The 16,248-nt window shown below is 42.6% G+C and carries 13 protein-coding genes; 5 read left to right on the forward strand and 8 right to left on the reverse strand.

The window, feature by feature from the left end; genetic code table 11:
• The first annotated feature begins 4 nt into the window (after nt 1-4).
• Together ACFS7Z_RS07060 and ACFS7Z_RS07065 are read left to right on the forward strand one after the other, a co-directional pair.
• Nucleotides 5-814, forward strand: coding sequence for a hypothetical protein (locus ACFS7Z_RS07060; protein WP_377482761.1), 810 nt, complete (start codon nt 5-7; stop codon nt 812-814).
• A gap of 127 nt (nt 815-941) precedes the next feature.
• Nucleotides 942-1,334, forward strand: coding sequence for a hypothetical protein (locus ACFS7Z_RS07065; protein WP_377482763.1), 393 nt, complete (start codon nt 942-944; stop codon nt 1,332-1,334).
• Nucleotides 1,335-1,462: 128 nt separating this feature from the next.
• Here the strand turns inward: ACFS7Z_RS07065 and ACFS7Z_RS07070 are convergent, their stop codons facing one another.
• From ACFS7Z_RS07070 to ACFS7Z_RS07080, 3 genes are all read right to left on the reverse strand, one after another.
• Complete coding sequence (locus ACFS7Z_RS07070; RefSeq protein WP_377482765.1) at nt 1,463-2,083, reverse strand: recombinase family protein; 621 nt, start codon at nt 2,081-2,083, stop codon at nt 1,463-1,465.
• A gap of 577 nt (nt 2,084-2,660) precedes the next feature.
• Nucleotides 2,661-3,272, reverse strand: a complete 612-nt coding sequence (locus ACFS7Z_RS07075) for a hypothetical protein (RefSeq protein WP_377482767.1) — start codon at nt 3,270-3,272, stop codon at nt 2,661-2,663.
• 4 nt (nt 3,273-3,276) lie between these two features.
• Nucleotides 3,277-4,035, reverse strand: coding sequence for a hypothetical protein (locus ACFS7Z_RS07080; RefSeq protein ID WP_377482769.1), 759 nt, complete (start codon nt 4,033-4,035; stop codon nt 3,277-3,279).
• Nucleotides 4,036-4,295: 260 nt separating this feature from the next.
• Here ACFS7Z_RS07080 and ACFS7Z_RS07085 point away from each other — a divergent pair, with 260 nt between their 5' ends.
• Complete coding sequence (locus ACFS7Z_RS07085; protein WP_377482771.1) at nt 4,296-5,093, forward strand: hypothetical protein; 798 nt, start codon at nt 4,296-4,298, stop codon at nt 5,091-5,093.
• Between the two features lie 53 nt (nt 5,094-5,146).
• Nucleotides 5,147-7,441: a tetratricopeptide repeat protein gene (locus ACFS7Z_RS07090; RefSeq protein ID WP_377482773.1), complete on the forward strand. Its 2,295-nt coding sequence runs from the start codon at nt 5,147-5,149 to the stop codon at nt 7,439-7,441.
• A gap of 301 nt (nt 7,442-7,742) precedes the next feature.
• Here ACFS7Z_RS07090 and ACFS7Z_RS07095 read toward each other — a convergent pair whose 3' ends face one another.
• The 3 genes from ACFS7Z_RS07095 to ACFS7Z_RS07105 form a co-directional block, all read right to left on the reverse strand.
• Complete coding sequence (locus ACFS7Z_RS07095; RefSeq protein WP_377482775.1) at nt 7,743-8,996, reverse strand: tyrosine-type recombinase/integrase; 1,254 nt, start codon at nt 8,994-8,996, stop codon at nt 7,743-7,745.
• Between the two features lie 320 nt (nt 8,997-9,316).
• Complete coding sequence (locus tag ACFS7Z_RS07100; RefSeq protein WP_377482777.1) at nt 9,317-10,969, reverse strand: UxaA family hydrolase; 1,653 nt, start codon at nt 10,967-10,969, stop codon at nt 9,317-9,319.
• A gap of 48 nt (nt 10,970-11,017) precedes the next feature.
• Nucleotides 11,018-12,034 carry a zinc-binding alcohol dehydrogenase family protein gene (locus tag ACFS7Z_RS07105; RefSeq protein ID WP_377482780.1) on the reverse strand — a complete coding sequence of 339 codons (1,017 nt, stop codon included), beginning with the start codon at nt 12,032-12,034 and terminating at the stop codon, nt 11,018-11,020.
• 191 nt (nt 12,035-12,225) lie between these two features.
• On the opposite strand from ACFS7Z_RS07105, the gene ACFS7Z_RS07110 reads away from it, so the two are divergent.
• Nucleotides 12,226-13,026: an AraC family transcriptional regulator gene (locus tag ACFS7Z_RS07110; RefSeq protein ID WP_377482782.1), complete on the forward strand. Its 801-nt coding sequence runs from the start codon at nt 12,226-12,228 to the stop codon at nt 13,024-13,026.
• A 2-nt stretch (nt 13,027-13,028) separates the two neighbouring features.
• Here the strand turns inward: ACFS7Z_RS07110 and ACFS7Z_RS07115 are convergent, their stop codons facing one another.
• Both ACFS7Z_RS07115 and ACFS7Z_RS07120 read right to left on the reverse strand, forming a co-directional pair.
• Nucleotides 13,029-14,570 carry an alpha-L-fucosidase gene (locus ACFS7Z_RS07115; RefSeq protein WP_377482784.1) on the reverse strand — a complete coding sequence of 514 codons (1,542 nt, stop codon included), beginning with the start codon at nt 14,568-14,570 and terminating at the stop codon, nt 13,029-13,031.
• Between the two features lie 118 nt (nt 14,571-14,688).
• Nucleotides 14,689-16,239: a RagB/SusD family nutrient uptake outer membrane protein gene (locus tag ACFS7Z_RS07120; RefSeq protein ID WP_377482786.1), complete on the reverse strand. Its 1,551-nt coding sequence runs from the start codon at nt 16,237-16,239 to the stop codon at nt 14,689-14,691.
• Nucleotides 16,240-16,248: the final 9 nt, after the last annotated feature.

Consider the following 16,248-nt stretch of genomic DNA (forward strand, 5'->3'; position numbering starts at 1 on the left):
CTAAATGGATGCACAGACAACAGAGCTCCTACCTCAGCAGTTCTCTTGGATACCTATTAACCTATTACACCACGCTCAGCTGAATGAATTAATAGAAGAACTAAGATTGTACATAGCACTCAAGCTCTACTTTTCTGGCAAAATCAGAGGCAAGAAGAGCATGTTTAAGCCGCTGAAGGAACTGCACGGGGCCAAGAGCCACCATACGTTTGATAAGCGCTTAGAAAGGCTACAACAGCTGAATTGGATAGGCTACAACAGCACCTCAGACTACTATTTTATCAGAAGTTATGAGAGAGTATGCTCGGACCTTGGTATACGCTCAGAGACCTGCGCAGAGTTCGAGACTAAGCACCTTAAACACTTCAGGATATTTGTTTTTGCCGCCATAGTGGGTAAGAAGATCAAATCAATGGAGTATGCAAAAAGAAAAAGGAAGGGAGAGCACAGGCTCGTGCCTAAATATTGGGAGCGCACCAACCCAAGCCTGCCTCTCCCTTTTCCTGACTATGTTGGATTACCTGTTAGCACTTTAGTGGAGATGACAGGCAAGGCCAGGAGTTGGTGCTCTGAACTCAAGAATCTTGCAGAAAAAGTAGGCCTCCTTAAGACGAAGGAGAAGCTTATAACAGTAGACATAGTACCTAAGAACCCTTACATCAGGGAGGGTCTAAAGGAATTATATCCCAATTGTTATGGCAGGTTCAGAACCAAGATCATAAGCAGAGGCAAGTACGCTGGGATGGTCAGAATTCTGGAGCAGCTGCCCGATGAAATCACACCTCTCATTAGATACAGGAAGAGGAGAAGGTAAAACGTGGCATTCTACCGGAACATAGTATTGGGTGTTATAGAGGGGATTTATAGAAGAGTGAACACACAGTGAAAAAACAGTAAAATTAAACAGATTAAAAATTGATTCATTAAAAAAGGAGGTAAAAATGGAGAAAGGAAACAACATGAACCAAGCAGGAAAAGAAAAGCTAGCATCACACAGTATCGCTGGCAAGGCTGCCACAACTACAACAGTACTTGCTGAGAAATTTAGCTACAACCACAATTATCTTATGAAAAAAATCAGCAACCTCGCTTGTAGCACAGAGTTTAAGGAGCAAAATTTTCACAAATGGTTTTACGTTGACAGGGAAAACGATTGTTTAAGAGATGAATATTTAGTAACGCTGAGCGGATTAACAGCACTTGGGATGGGCTACCGCAAGCATAGAGAGTACTCAAAGGAGTTAGAGGAGCTTGTAAATGCATTCGCTCATCAACAGACGCGTCTAAACATGTTTCGAGCAATAAGAAGGGTGAAAGAACAGATTGACCTCTAGTATCTGATATAGTCTAATTCAGCAGATTACTGTACTTCAACAGTTTAAAATTGAGCGGATAATATATGCGCCTTTATGAACGGAAATAGGTACCCCCCTCTTTTTATTCCTAAGGAGGGGGGGCTACTTTACCTCTCTGATAAAGACTTTTTCACCTTACTAATTGTGGCGGGGGCTGCTCCAGTGATAGCCTGTATCTCCTTATAGCTCCTACCCAAGTTGAGATACTTGATAACTTGCTTGTGCTTTGAGAGAAACTTTTCTCTGGACTCAGAGCTATTAACCATACGCCCTACATGAAGCCCCTGGGCTTTTCTACTTCTTAATCCCGACTTAATTCGATAAGACAGGTTCTCACTCTCCAATCTTGATATATCTGAGAGTATCGTTATAATGAGCTTGTTAAAAATCCTGTCTTTCTCAGTGTCAGCACCGAGTGTAATTCCCAAGTTCTGTATATGCAGGCAGATACCTTTCTCTTCCAGCTCTTTTATGAGCGTAAGTGTTTCCTGTGTATTTCTACCCAACCGTGATATTTCGGAAATGAGGATACACTCTACCTCATTACTGTGCACGTACTTGAGCATTTCCTGTAATACTTTCCTCTCAACTACTGACTTCGTAAAGCCGCTGATATTTTCTGAGAAAACCTTTATGACCTCAAATCCCTCAGCTTTCTTAAGATCATTCACCTGACGTTGCGTTGTCTGTTCTTCCTTAGATACTCGGGTGTAGATTACGCTCTTCATAAGTTTTACTTCATTTTTAACTAGTGACAAATATGAAGTAATTTTAGTGAAACAATATATAATAAGCAAGCAATATAAATACTTTTTGAAGTAGGGATTAAAATGAAGTGACTCTCAAGATTAAGAAATGAACAAAAGGCCTCACTATCAATCAAACATCGTGTATTATTATACTCGTGTTATATTATATAAGACCTTAATTTAAAGAAGTGATTCAGTACGGATGGAGAGAAACGGTAACTATTAAAGATAGTGAAGCTGTGTTATAAATCTGTAGTGAGGCTTCATACTAGCATAAGTACAGTATGAAAAGTTTGAGAGACAGATTTATATATCTTTGATATTATAGCCTATTCAAATTTGTTACGATTTATTAATGAATATCAATAGAAAATATTCAATAAGACTTCACTTAACAATGGTGATTAAGCTCGTTTCTTGACAGAATAAATTAGTCGACAATTAACAAGCATTTAAACACTTAAGTGTTTCTATTTAGACTCCTCGCTAGGATACTATTGATTCTGCTACGCTTATAGAAAATTCTTTTTCGAATAATGTACTGGTATTACAGTTATTATTTCTCTTGAGAGTACTCTTTTGATTGAACCTCAAAAATCTGGTTATTTAATAAAGGAGATTTATCGAAACCCGTCTCCTCTACATCTGGGCCAAGAGCTGGAAATATACTTAGCTGCTGACCTATCTCACTTTGTGTCGGCATATGTGGCGGCTCCATAACATGAATACGGTCATTGGCATACCGTTTTAGATCTTTATCAACAGAGTATATAACCTCCACCCTATTAGTTATTGCTATAGCCACAAGCATACAATCATATTTTATTGAACTCTTCAATACTTTGTGTTCTTTCCTAAAAGCTTTTAAATCTTCGTCATTGTAAGAATCGTAAAGAAGTTCTGCACATACCTCGGCTGCTAAAGTATCAAAGGGTGCAACGCGAAAACGCTTATCAAAAAAATCTTTCACAGCTCGCTGCTCATCTGGGGGAACACCAGATAATAACTCTGCCATCAATGGGGCTGGCAAAAGTATTTTACAGTCATGTATACTTAACCAGTCGATAAACCTCTTACTTGTTTGAATCTTGTCCTCTTGCCCAAGAGAAGCTTGTCCTTTTATCCCCCAAATAAAAAGTTGGCTATCTATCATTACAAGCCTGCTCATACCCCTAGCTGTTAAATGAATTTAAACCCTTTATATTTTTGAAAGTACTGCTATACAGTTGGCCTAATTCCTGAAACGTCTTCTGAATATCAGTCTGCTCGAGGTAAACTATGGCATCTGCCCTAAAATCTAATACTTTATAAGTTTTCCTATCCCATCTTGCATTGCCACGAAGTCCAACCTCTTTATAAAGAAGTTCAGCTAACTTTACAGCTATATCTCGTTTCACATCAAAACTTACAGTATAATTATCATCAATTTTAAGAGTGACACGAGGATTGTCTCCTCCAGCTTTTAAGACCATCCCATAAACTGTGGTATCTCCTCTCAAAGTTCCTGCATCACTATGGGTAACTTCTGTATTCTGGTCGAACTCAGCTAGCCTTGCCCCATCTTGAATAAGGAAGCCACTACATTTGTGCTTTTTTGAAAATTTAGTAATTTTCCTTAGATGTTCAAGAGAGGCTGAAGGCAGATTATTGAATTCTGCATTCGTGAAGGAGGTAGCAACTAGAGCAAACGCGGGTAAAACAAGTTTAGCGGAATGTGCCAAGCATTTAATACTTAAACTTTTATCCTGTATAGCGTCAAAACTTATCAAGACCTCGGCATCTTCGAACTCATAATTATTATCCTTGACAACAGCCAACAATGCTGCCTCAAAGCTGGTTATCAGCTCTGCAACCTCACTGGCTCTAACCTTTGAGGGTTTTATGCCATTCCCCTCAAATTTTAATTCAATAGAATGTTGTTCGTTGCCCATTGTCTTGCAAACTAAAAAATAATCCAATCATAGCGAAATTATTTTATGTTATACGTAAACAGTAGTCACTAAATAGGCTGAACTTATTTTATGCTGAGAAAGAATATATTTTCTTTCTTAGAAGGCTATCTATAACATAGCTTTTTCTTAATCAAATACTTAGCCTTGCTTATAAGAAAGCTTCTAAATACATTTTATGGAAGTAAACAACTGCATTAAAATAAGTTTTGGAAAATAAGCACCACAATAGTAGATCGTTTGTGAGACAGAGAACTTTAATAGCTTCTAATCTTACTGGATTTGTTTTGATTGTATCTGCATGTGCTATTGCTTTACTTGTACCATGCCCTACCAATGCTCAGTATTTTATCCTCTATGCACTTATAGGAATAGGAATTGCACTTCTCTTGACAAGAAGTGCCAACCGATCGAAAGCTAATTTTAAAATATGGAACATTAGCGTTATTCTTACTGGCGGAGTAGCCCTGCCCTTCATTTTATTTTTCACCAACCCCATAGGTGCATTTAAGCCCGATGATTGTGATACACCAGTTGATGTTACAATTTTTGTTCATGGTAAAAAAAGTAGACAGGATGTAGTCTTACGGCAGGAAGGGCATGTAATAATGGATGTGAAAGGAGAAAGAAAAAGGAGCGCAATAAGTGAGAATGGAGAAGCAAATTTTAAAAACCTGCATGTTGGAGATAGTGTCAGATTAGAAATAGATTTTTCAGAACCATATAAAGCTACATATCCTGACTCTGTATATGTCATCACAAGGGAAGGCATGATTTATATGCCAATTGCCTTACAAGGTGTAGATAAAGTTGCAGGAAAAGTACTGTATAATGATGCACCATTAGAAGGTGTTATCGTTGAAGTTGGCACAGTGATAGATACAACTAATGAAACAGGTAGTTTTGATATCTTAATTCCAGAGTATCTACAATCAAAAGAATATAAGGTATGGTTTATTAAGCAGGGATTTAGAACAAAATCAGCTCCGGCTTTTCCACAGACCGGACAATCTTTAGAAATAGTTATGGAAAAACTATAACCCTTTACGTATAACTTATATACTAAACATAACTTCATTTCCTATAAAAGTGTATGAAGGTTGTATTTTTCCTCCTCTTCCTATTAATATTTTTTCAGACGATAGCCCAACAGAGTAATGTAGTGGGCGTGGTTTCTATTTTTAACAGTGAGACCCGCACAGGTAAGCGTCAGTATGTAGCTAATGCACAAGTAGAGGATAATAATGATAGAGCAACTCCAACGGTTACAAACAGTAATGGGCAATTTCGGCTTATATATGTAGGAATACCGGAGAAAGAACCTGTCTCGTTTCAGATAAAAAAATCTGGATTAGAAATAGTTAATCATGATGCCCTGTCAGCCATAGCTGGGCAAAATGAGTTGGTGAGGATAGCCATGGCTCATCCAGATAGTATAAGTGAATACCGGCGATCAATTTACAGGATTGGTAAGACGCAAGCAGAAAAACGACTAGAAAAGCTGATACAAAGCAAAAGTAAGCAACTTGCGGAACTGAAAAAGAATGACCTTCAAAAAAATGAGAAGATTAAGCTAATAGAAGAGGAATTGCTAAAGTTAGAAGATCAAAGAATGAAGATTGAGGAACAAATTCAGGAACTATCACGCAGATATGCCCCTGTGAATTTAGATGATGCCTCTCCTCTTTTCAGAGATGCTTTTTTACTGTTTCAGAAAGGATCCTTAGATTCAGCTATGACTATCCTAAACAATGCCGACTTAGAGAAAAAAGTTAATCTTATACTACAGGAGCGTGAAAAATCAACAGCTTTACAAAAAGAGCTTTTAGTTCGAGATTCATTACAGAGGCAGAGAACTGAAGATACTGGCGGAGCACTTAAATTAAAAGCCGATTTACATACAACACGTTATGAAGTTGATAGTGCTACATCAAGCTATGAACTGCTGATAAAATTAGACTCATCAAATCCAGAATACTTCTTTTACTACGGTACTTTCCTATCTTGGCTTAATCAGCTAGATAAAGCCATAAATTATCTAGAAATATCTAGCCGCCTTTCCAAAACCAATTCGCAGGTCGATGAATCAAACATAGCATTGATTCAATATAACTTGGGAAACTTATACATGGATAAGAATGAATATAACAAGGCAGAGGCAGCTTACTTAGAGGCTTTTAAGATGTACAGGCGGTTTGCTCAAGACTACCCTCAAATCTTCGAACCAGATATAGCTAAACTCCAAAACAGTTTGGCCTTATTATATACGTCCAAAAGAGAGTATAGGAAGGCTGAGACAACTTTTTTACAGGCTTTAGGAACATACCAAAGTTTAGCTAAAGCTGAACCTAAGAAATACGAATCAGGCATAGCAGTGATTTTAGATAATCTGGGTAGTCTTTACCAAAGCAAAAGAGAATATGTTAAGGCCGAAAAAGCTCACTTAGAAGCTTTAGAAAAATTTAGAAAACTATCTAATGAAGAACCTCAAACCTACGAACCTGAAGTTGCACGAGTTCAAGTTAACTTGGGCAGCCTGTATGGTATAAAAGAAGATTTGATCAAAACAGAGGCAGCTTACATAGAAGCTTTTAATATATACAGTCGTCTGTTCGAAGTCAACCCAAAGACTTTTGAACCAAGACTTGCTGAAACTCAAAATAATTTGGGCATCCTGTACCATGCAAAGAATGAGTTTATAAAAGCAGAGAAAACTTTTTTACAAGCTTTAGACATATACAATAGTTTAGCTAAGGCTGATCCTCAGACATATGAACTTAATATTGCGACAGTGTACCACAACTTGGGTAACCTGCACCGAAACAAAAAGGAATATACCAAGGCAGAGGAAGTTTACTTAGAAGCCTTCCACCTAAGAGACAAGTGGGCAAAAATTTACCCCAAAATTTACGCACCAGTAGTAAGTTTAACTGCTATAAACTTATTGAAACTTTATTCAGAAACTTTAGACAGCTTGAACATAGAAACTGGGAAAAGTGCTTTAGAAAAAAAGTTAAATTCGATTGATAAATATATCAATGCTTTATCAGAAAATGATGCAGATGTATTAAGGCAGTATTGCGAATACGTAGAAACCCGCTCTTGGCAACTACTGTTGGCTTTCAAATTTAAAGAAGCAGAGGTATTAATTATAAAGTGCTTAAACAAAGATTTATCTCAAATATGGCTTAGAATAAACCTTGCCCATTCATTGCTCTTTCAAAATAGATATAGACAAGCTTTGGATATATATCGACATTTAAAACCTTTCCAATACGCAGATGGTAAGCGTTTTGCTACTGTTTGCTTAGAAGACTTAGATGAATTAGAAAAAAGAGGTGCAGTAAGCAAGGATATAAATAAAGTACGTGAGTTTCTAAAAAAGTAGCGTTGTAGCGATATTACCATCTAAATTATGAGGGCAGTAGCTATGCTTTTGAATCATTTCATCATATTGAACAATTTTTAAAGCGATAACAATATATTAATTAAAGGCTTTAGCTATTACTTCATAAGTCTCCTCATTATAGAGAAATTTTAATAGCTTCAGTTTCATATTAAAAAAACTTGCAAGATGAAAAAAGCTTCTTTGCACCTTTTAAGTTGAGATACAATACACTACAATTTCTTTAATATTCGTCGACTTCTAATGTTGGAAGAAACTAAAAGTTTAAACTTTAATTAAAGGTTTATTCTTTTACACTTGTAAAAGCAGTAAGTTGAGTTGCATATTGCCGCTTTACATTGTCTTCAAAGCTGTCTAAATAGCTCTCAGTAGTTTTCATATTGCTATGCCCCAAAGATTCTGATATAAACTCCATCGGAGCACCAGCTCGCTTCATCACTGTTGAGAAAGAGTGTCGGGCTGTATAAGTAGAGACATTTTTTTCAATACCAACAGCTGATGCTATGCGTTTTATATACTTATTAATGGCTTTTGTTGCATACCTCACCTTTGCGAGTTCTTCTTCTGGTGTGAGACCTTTAATAAGAATTGGAAACACATACGAATCATTTTCCCTTGGTTTGTTACCCCATCGTTCTATTATTTGCTCCGCCACCGGAGTAATAAAAGCTACAACTGGTTTCAAGTTTTGGCGGCTAGTGCGTTCGGTTTTTGCTCTCACAAATACAATCTGATTGTCATTTATGTTGCCGTACTTCAATCGGGCAATATCTTTAACATTAATCCCATTACATAAATAAGAGAAAACAAACAAGTCACGAGCTTTAGCCTCTCCATCATGAACAGGTTCATAGTTAAATATCTTCTCTATTTCATTCAGTGGAAGAGCCTTCTTTATGTTTCGACCTGCTGGAATCTGATATTTTCTCTTTCCAAATGGGTACAGTTCTGAATTAGCCTCTCCTGATATTATAGCATCATTATATACTGCACGTAAGGCACGTAAATATATCCCCACAGTAGTTATTGATTTGCCAACTCCTATCATCCACTTCTCATAACTCTTGAGATAGTCCACAGTTACTGATGAAAATAATAGTGTCTTCCTGTCTGTAAAATCCAGTAACGACCGATATGCACAATCATAACTACTCGCAGTCCCTGCTCTACCTTCCTTTGAGAGTTGATTTATCTGCTGACGAAATGCAGCGAATACATCGTCTTTAGAGTTGCTGCTTAAGAACTTATTTTCAAAGGTTTCGAAGCTGAACACTGGTAATTTTTCAATTACACTTAAAGCTCTGCTTTCAATTGCAATCAGGCTCAGATTATCATCTTTATGATTCCCTCTGGACTTGGAATCACGAACTTTGGTAAATTCAGATTCAGTATATGTATAGGGTTCCCCCCTATCATTGATTGCCTGATAATATTTCTGCTTACGCTGAAAGGTGAGTCTCAATTTAACAGGATATTTACCGTCTTTTAAAACTCTTCTAGTGTCTAGAATGATGGAGGTAGAAATTTTATTCTTCATATATTCAGCATATGCATTTGCATACAATTTGCATACATTTGACATGAATACCAAATAATAACTATAAACATATATCACATAAATATGGTCATACGCAATAAAAACAAACATTTATAATAAGCTATAAACATCGATTATATAACAGGTTCTGACTACGAATCAGAAGGTTAGGGGTTCGACTCCCTTCGCGACCACAACAAGTAAATGAAAGCCCTTAAGATGCAGCATCTTAGGGACTTTTTGTTTGATATTATTCTAACTCTATAAAGCTACCAAATGAAGCGGTAGCTTTATAGAGTTAGAATAATATACTTCATTGCCTAAAGGGATACTCCTCTTTTCCAGGGGATAAAATCATCCTGCCCGTGCCGTACGGCAGAAACTTCTTCTTCTCCACTGGCCACCGCAATCACATAGTCCAGTATTCTTTCCCCGGTTTGCTGTATTGTTTCTGTTCCCTCTGTAACAGTTCCCGTGTTAATGTCTATGATATCCCGCATCTTATTGAAGAGCTTTGTGTTACTTGCAATTTTCACCACGGGCGCAATGGGGTTACCGGTTGGTGTGCCCAAGCCTGTCGTGAAGAGAACCACAGTAGCACCGGACGCCACTTCTGCCGTGGTGGATTCCACGTCATTGCCAGGCGTGCAGAGCAGGTTCAGGCCTGACTTTGTTACTTTCTCCGGATAGTCCAGCACTGCCACCACAGGCGAGGTACCGCCTTTTTTAGCCGCTCCCGCCGACTTGATGGCATCGGTTATCAGGCCATCCCGGATATTGCCTGGAGAAGGATTCATATCGAAGCCCGAGCCCACTGCCATCGCTCTGTTATTGTACGTTTTCATCAGTTGGGAAAACCGCTCCGCGTCTTCTTTTTCTATGCATCGGTCGCTTAAGTTCTGCTCGACACCACACAGTTCTGGAAATTCTGAAAGAATGACCGAACCTCCCAAAGCCACAAGTAAATCAGAGGTATAGCCAATGGCAGGGTTGGCAGATATACCGGAAAACCCGTCGGAGCCACCGCACTCCAGCCCGATGCATAGTTTGCTGATTGGAGCGGGCGCACGTTTCGCTTCATTCGCCTGCATCAGTCCGGCAAAGGTGCGCTTTAGAGCTTCTGAAAGCATATCTGTTTCTGTACCTATTACTTGCTGCTCTAATACATAAAGTGGCCTGTCGTAATGAGGAGTCCGTTTTTGTATCTCCTCCTGCAGCATGGCCACCTGTGCATGCTGGCAACCAAGACTCAGCACGGTAGCGCCCGCCACATTGGGGTGAGTGATATAGCCTGCCAAAAGCCCGCACAAGGCCTGCGCATCATCCCGGGTGCCACCACAACCGCCTGCGTGCGTCAGAAACTTGACGCCATCTACATTGGGGAACAAACGCTGTGGGGTCTGGTGCGTGCCTTCTACCTGCAAATCTGTCTGAAGAACCTGCTCTATACTGTAGCCAGCCTTGTAGAGCTCCATCAGTTGCTTTGCCTGCGACTCGTATCGTCGGTTTCTGCCATAGCCTAAGTTATCCACCAAGGCCTCCTGCAATACCTCCAGATTTCTGTTTTCGCAGAACACTAGGGGCACTACGAGCCAGTAGTTTGCTGTGCCAATACTTCCGTCTGACCGGTGATATCCGTTGAAGGTTTTACGTTCCCATTGCGAGACATCAGGCTTCAGCCATTCAATTCTACGGTCGCCAGTGGAAAAGTCGTGAGTGGCGTGTTTGAGGTTGTGCGTGGTGAGCAGAGCGCCCGCCGCCACATTTGCTACGGTTTTCCCTACCAGCACCCCATACATGGTCACTTCTGAGCCTTCGGGCAGATCCACAGTCGCAAATTTGTGCTTGGCCGGAACAGTGGTCGTTAACAGATACTGCTCTTCATCATATGTTAATATTTCGCCTGCATGCAGGTCTGTTAAAGCTACTGCTACATTATCCTGAGGATGTACTTTTAAAATTTTATGAACCATTGTTTTGAATATTCTATTCTTGTTCATCATCTGTCTGAGTCGCAGGAATCAGGCTAGTTCAACCATTGCCTTTATGACGCCTGTTTCAGGCTTGAGCCAGCGGGCAAATTCCTGCTTTACCCGGTCAAATTTCACCCGGTGCGTAATGAAAGCCTCCGGGTCTATTAATCCGCTTTCCATAGCTGAAATGATTTGCTCAAAATCTTCACGGTTGGCATTGCGGCTACTCATCAAGGTAGCCTCCCGCTTATGAAACTCTGGGTGGCTGAAGCAGATTTCGCCTTTCTGTAAGCCTACCAGCACATACCTGCCGCCATGCGCCAGGTACTGAAAAGCGTTATTGATGGCCATTTGGCTGCCTGTAGCATCTATCACCACAGTAGGCATATCACCGTTTGTAATTTCTGCCAGCTGTTCCGTTACTTTACTTCCGGAGACATTGATGGTATAAGGTATGTTTAATTTTTCTTTACAGAAAGCCAGGCGGGTATCGTTTATATCCAAAGCAATCACGGTGGCCCCGGCGATTCGCGCAAACTCCATTACACCTAAGCCTATTGGACCTGCGCCTACCACTAAAACAAATTCCCCAGGCTTTACCCCCGCTCTGCTGACGCCGTGGACACCTATCGCTAGTGGCTCCACCAGTGCCAGAGCGTCATAAGACAGGCTGCCCCCGTGCACAAGGGCATAAGAAGGTACTGAAAGGTACTCTGCCATGCCGCCGTCTATGTGCACCCCACACACCTGTATTTTGGTGCAGCAGTTTGGTTTTCCGGAACGGCAGGCAATACAGACGCCGCAATGAAAGTAGGGAATAAAGGTTACAGCCTCGCCCGTTTCAAAACCCGGTGCGTTGTCAAACTCAATTAACTCCCCAGCCAGTTCATGGCCCAGGACACGCGGATACTCAAAGTACGGCTGCGTCCCCTCGATAGCATGCAGGTCGGTGCCACAGACACCAATCCGCCTGATTCTGATGATTGCATTTCCTTTAGTTAATGCAGGCTTTTCAGCTTTAGCATATTCCAGGGTTCCGGGAGTGGTGCATATGAGTGTTTTCATAAAGTCTTTCTGAAGCGGTGGCTGTTGTCTTTTCGATTTAGCATAACAGCCGCCCATGTATATAGCATTTAATCTTGTAATATGTTAGATTTAAATAAACTCAGCAGGATCACAGTATGAAACCCCAGTTACTCAAGGTTGCCACAGAGCCCACAAGCTCTTTTTGCATTCGCAAGAACGTTATTCCATACATGAACAACAGGTGGCATTTTCATCCTGAGGTTGAGCTGATACATTTTCATAAAGGCCGTGGGCTGCAGTTTGTCGGTGATAGCATCATGCGGTTCAGCCCGGGCGACATGGTGCTGGTAGGCGCCAACCTGCCGCACTACTGGCGCTTTGACGATATGTACCTGCACGACCATGACCAGTCCGTGGCTTATAGCACGACCATTCACTTTACAGAGAACTTCTGGGGAGACCGCTTTCTCCACCTGCCCGAAAACAGGCAGCTAAAAGCGCTGCTCGATAAAGCCAAAAGGGGCATTCTGGTTTCGGGTACAGCAGGAAAAAGAGCGGGCAAGATGATGCAGAAAGCATATCAGGCCTCGGGTGTGCACCGCATCATTGCCTTGCTAAAGTGCCTCACAACCATTGCAGAGGAAGACCAACTCACCCTGCTCTCCTCTATTGGCTTCCAAACCGACCTCTCCGTTGCGGAGAACGAGCGCATCAACGCCATCTATGAACACACCCTCTCCCACTTCAAAAGGAAAATCCCCCTTGAGGAAATTTCCGATATCGCCGGCATTACCCCTAAGTCCTTTTGCCGCTATTTTAAGGACAGAACCGGCAAGACCTACTCCCAGTTTCTGACAGAGATCAGGGTGGGCTTTGCCTGTAAGCTACTTGTGGACAACAAAATGAGCATCAAGCAGCTGTGCTTCGAAAGCGGGTTCAACAACTTCAGTTGCTTTCATAAAAACTTCAAGCAGATTATGGGTAAAACCCCGCAAACCTATCAGAACGAGTACCTGAAAGTAGAGGCGTAAGCTTATGGCTCAACCTCCCCCTGTGTTTCTATCTTAAAAGCCACGGCCATATCGTCCACCTTCTCAGATGGCGTTCTCAGTGACAGGCCATTGTCCTGCCATTCATACCCTATTTTATCTGATGAACCCAGCATCGATACTTTGCTGATTTTCAGGTCTCCTTTCAGCTTGTCTTTTGCAAAAGACTCCAACAGCACCTGCTGATTGCTACCGGGCCAACCCAGAACAATGGCATAAATGGTATTGCCTTTCGTGGTGTACCGGATGTCCTGTGGCGAGTATTTAACGGCAGGCAAAAAATGACCGGCTTTTTCCAGCTTTGTAGGGCCTTCTCCGTACACCACCCAAGGCCGGGTCGCATAGATGGCTTCTCCATACCTGTTCAGCCAGTCCCCTATTTGCAGCAGGGCCTGCTGCTGGTCCTGCGGTATTTCGCCGTCTGCCTTCGGGGAGATGTTCAGCACCATTACGCCGTTTTTACTCACAATGTCGGCCAGCACATGAATGATGTCGGCAGTAGGCTTAAGCTTCAAATCATTCGTATAGCTCCAGCTCCCCGTGCTGATGGTTTCGTCTGTCAGCCATGTGTCCGGGGTAATTTCATTCATCCGCCCCTTTTCGAAGTCCTTTATGCTCACCTCATCCGGAAAGTCATCGCTTTTGTGCGTGATAACCACCTGCTTTCCCTGTGCATTCGCATGGTTAAAGTAGTAAGCAACAAATTCCTGCTTATACTCCTCGGGTATCTTCCCTTCCATGCCGTCGAAGTAAATGATATCCGGGCTATAGTTGTCGATTACCTCAGACAGCTTTTCCTTCCAGTTTTGATAGAACTGCTCTGCCGGAATATTGCCGTAAAGCAGCCTTAGTTTCGGATCGGTGGAAGAGGTGGGCATATCTGCCTCATAAGGGAAATAGCTTTTGTCTGTTTTCGCCTCCGGGTTGTCAGCGTATATCTGGAGGTTACGGGCCATGTGGAAAGTCGTCATGAGTTTCAAGCCCCTGCCATGGATCGCCTGCTCCAGTTCGGCCATGACATCCCGCTTTGGCCCCATGTCTTTTACATTCCAGGGATTGACCTTGCTTGCCCACATAGAAAAACCGTCGTGGTGCTCTGCCATCGCGCCCGCAAACCGTGCACCCGACTTCTGAAACAGCTCCGCCCATTTATCGGCTTCAAATTTTTCTGCTTTGAACATCGGTATAAAATCATGGTATCCGAATTTTGATGGGTGCCTGTATGTTTCCAGGTGATGCTGGTACTCGGGCGAGCCTACTACGTGCATGTTCCGGGGGTACCAATCGTTGGCAAAGGCCGGAACGGATAAGATGCCCCAGTGAAAGTAAATACCAAATTTGGCGTCTTTGAACCACTCCGGCTGCTCATTGTACTTCCCCAGTGATGCCCAGTCGGCAGTGTATTCTACAGGAACTGAAGTGGTCTCGGGCGCAGGAGCAGACACACCCGCAGGTGAATTTGAACCAGCACAGCTTCCCACCAACAGTCCTGCGGCAAGACTAAGCGCTGTAACAACGTTTCTCATATATTTTTAAAATTTACCGGATACAAATCAGGCCCTAAAGTATAAGCTTAATCAGTAGCCCTGGAAGCGACTGATTTAAAATAGAGGGTTGTCTTAAAGCTTAAGACAGCCCTCTACTTCAGTATCCTGGGTTTTGAACCAGGTTAGGGTTTGCGTTCAGCTGTGCCTGCGGAATCGGGAAAATAGTGACATAGTCAGGTGACGTGTTTGGTTTGAAATCCCACGGCTCTGTATAGGCATCAAAGCGTATCAGGTCGTTTCTGCGCCAGCCTTCACCCGCAAACTCCCAGCCCCGCTCTGCCAGAAGCGCATCGAGCGTGAGTGTTCCCGCAGTGTACACATTATCTTCATTTCCCTGGAATGCCCGTGAGCGCACCATGTTGACCAATTCAACAGCCTCGGGTGTGGCAGCGCCTCCGTTCTGGCGCATCAGCGCCTCTGCTTTCATCAGGAGAATATCCGCATAGCGGAAGAGCACATAATCATTGGACAAGGTAAAGTTCTCTGCACCCGTATAGTCATACTTCGCCAGGCGGGCGCCCTCATTTTCCCAGGCCTGCTCCAGAGAATTGATCTCCACTGTATAAACCAGCGGTATTCCGGCCATTTCCGCTGTGTTATAAAGCATCTCACCGCTGGAAGAATACTGCTGCCCCACGAGCCAGACGTTCCGGCGGGTATCTTCAGGGTCATAGGAGGTGTAGAAGGAAGGAACCGCTGCAAAGCCGTTCCAGCCGCCCTGCTGTGTGTTAAAGGCCCTGGTGCCATCACCGTGCAGCGTCCACAGGTAATGCGAGAACATGCGGGAGGTGATGCCGCCGCTTCCCCAGTCCTGCGGCAGGTTGACATCAAACGGAATCACAAAGATGTTCTCCTGCGACCCTTCGTTCTGCACCGCAAAGTTGGAGTAGAAGTCACTGGACAGTTGGAACTCACCGGAGTTGATGATGGTGTTGCAGGCCTCAACACACTCTTCGTACATCGGTTCCCCGGTATACACCTCTGCGTTAAGGTATAGTTTCGCCAATGTAGCGTAGGCTGCCCAACGGTGAAAACGGCCATATGTCTTCATATCCGTTGAGACAGGCAACTCAGGGATCACGGCTAAAAGCTCACTTTCAATAAAGCGGAACACCTCTTCCCTGGATTGATTAGCCGGAGCGTAATCGGCGGGAACATCAAAACGGTCTACGATCGGAATGTTGCCGAACAGGTCCATTCCCAGAAAGTAATAGAACGCGCGCATTCCCCTGATTTCCTTCATCACAGCAACCAAAGCATCGCTTTTGTTCTCTATTTTCTCGAACTGAAAGAGCAGTCGGTTACAGGTATTGATGTTATTGAAAACGAAAACCCACGCATTGTTGATGAACCCCTCCGACGGAGTCCACTCCTGCCTGTGCAGGCGCTGGAAAACCCCTCCGTTATACCAGTTGTTCCCCCTTGTAGGAAGCACAATTTCATCGGTGGTAAAGGTGTTCAGCCCCCACACGCTCTCCGGGTTCTGGTAAGCCCTCAGGTTAGAATAAACAGGGCCGGCTGCTGCCAGCGCCTGTCTTTCCGTCTGATAGAAGTTGTTACTTTCAATAGAGTCGAAAACTTCTTCATCTAAGTCTGTGCAGGAGCTAAAACCCGCTAAAGCAAGAATAATAAACAGTCTTTTTTTCATGATCTCCAG

Source organism: Pontibacter toksunensis, from assembly GCF_042686245.1.
Taxonomy (GTDB): Bacteria; Bacteroidota; Bacteroidia; order Cytophagales; family Hymenobacteraceae; genus Pontibacter; species Pontibacter toksunensis.

What these genes read in the sequence shown, in the direction of transcription:
- ACFS7Z_RS07105 (WP_377482780.1), bottom strand. Translation starts at nt 12,034, where the DNA reads ATGAAAACACTCATATGCACCACTCCCGGAACCCTGGAATATGCTAAA.
- ACFS7Z_RS07075 (WP_377482767.1), bottom strand. Translation starts at nt 3,272, where the DNA reads ATGAGCAGGCTTGTAATGATAGATAGCCAACTTTTTATTTGGGGGATA.
- ACFS7Z_RS07065 (WP_377482763.1), top strand. Translation starts at nt 942, where the DNA reads ATGGAGAAAGGAAACAACATGAACCAAGCAGGAAAAGAAAAGCTAGCA.
- ACFS7Z_RS07060 (WP_377482761.1), top strand. Translation starts at nt 5, where the DNA reads ATGGATGCACAGACAACAGAGCTCCTACCTCAGCAGTTCTCTTGGATA.
- ACFS7Z_RS07120 (WP_377482786.1), bottom strand. Translation starts at nt 16,239, where the DNA reads ATGAAAAAAAGACTGTTTATTATTCTTGCTTTAGCGGGTTTTAGCTCC.
- ACFS7Z_RS07115 (WP_377482784.1), bottom strand. Translation starts at nt 14,570, where the DNA reads ATGAGAAACGTTGTTACAGCGCTTAGTCTTGCCGCAGGACTGTTGGTG.
- ACFS7Z_RS07100 (WP_377482777.1), bottom strand. Translation starts at nt 10,969, where the DNA reads ATGGTTCATAAAATTTTAAAAGTACATCCTCAGGATAATGTAGCAGTA.
- ACFS7Z_RS07080 (WP_377482769.1), bottom strand. Translation starts at nt 4,035, where the DNA reads ATGGGCAACGAACAACATTCTATTGAATTAAAATTTGAGGGGAATGGC.
- ACFS7Z_RS07070 (WP_377482765.1), bottom strand. Translation starts at nt 2,083, where the DNA reads ATGAAGAGCGTAATCTACACCCGAGTATCTAAGGAAGAACAGACAACG.
- ACFS7Z_RS07090 (WP_377482773.1), top strand. Translation starts at nt 5,147, where the DNA reads ATGAAGGTTGTATTTTTCCTCCTCTTCCTATTAATATTTTTTCAGACG.
- ACFS7Z_RS07110 (WP_377482782.1), top strand. Translation starts at nt 12,226, where the DNA reads ATGAACAACAGGTGGCATTTTCATCCTGAGGTTGAGCTGATACATTTT.
- ACFS7Z_RS07095 (WP_377482775.1), bottom strand. Translation starts at nt 8,996, where the DNA reads ATGAAGAATAAAATTTCTACCTCCATCATTCTAGACACTAGAAGAGTT.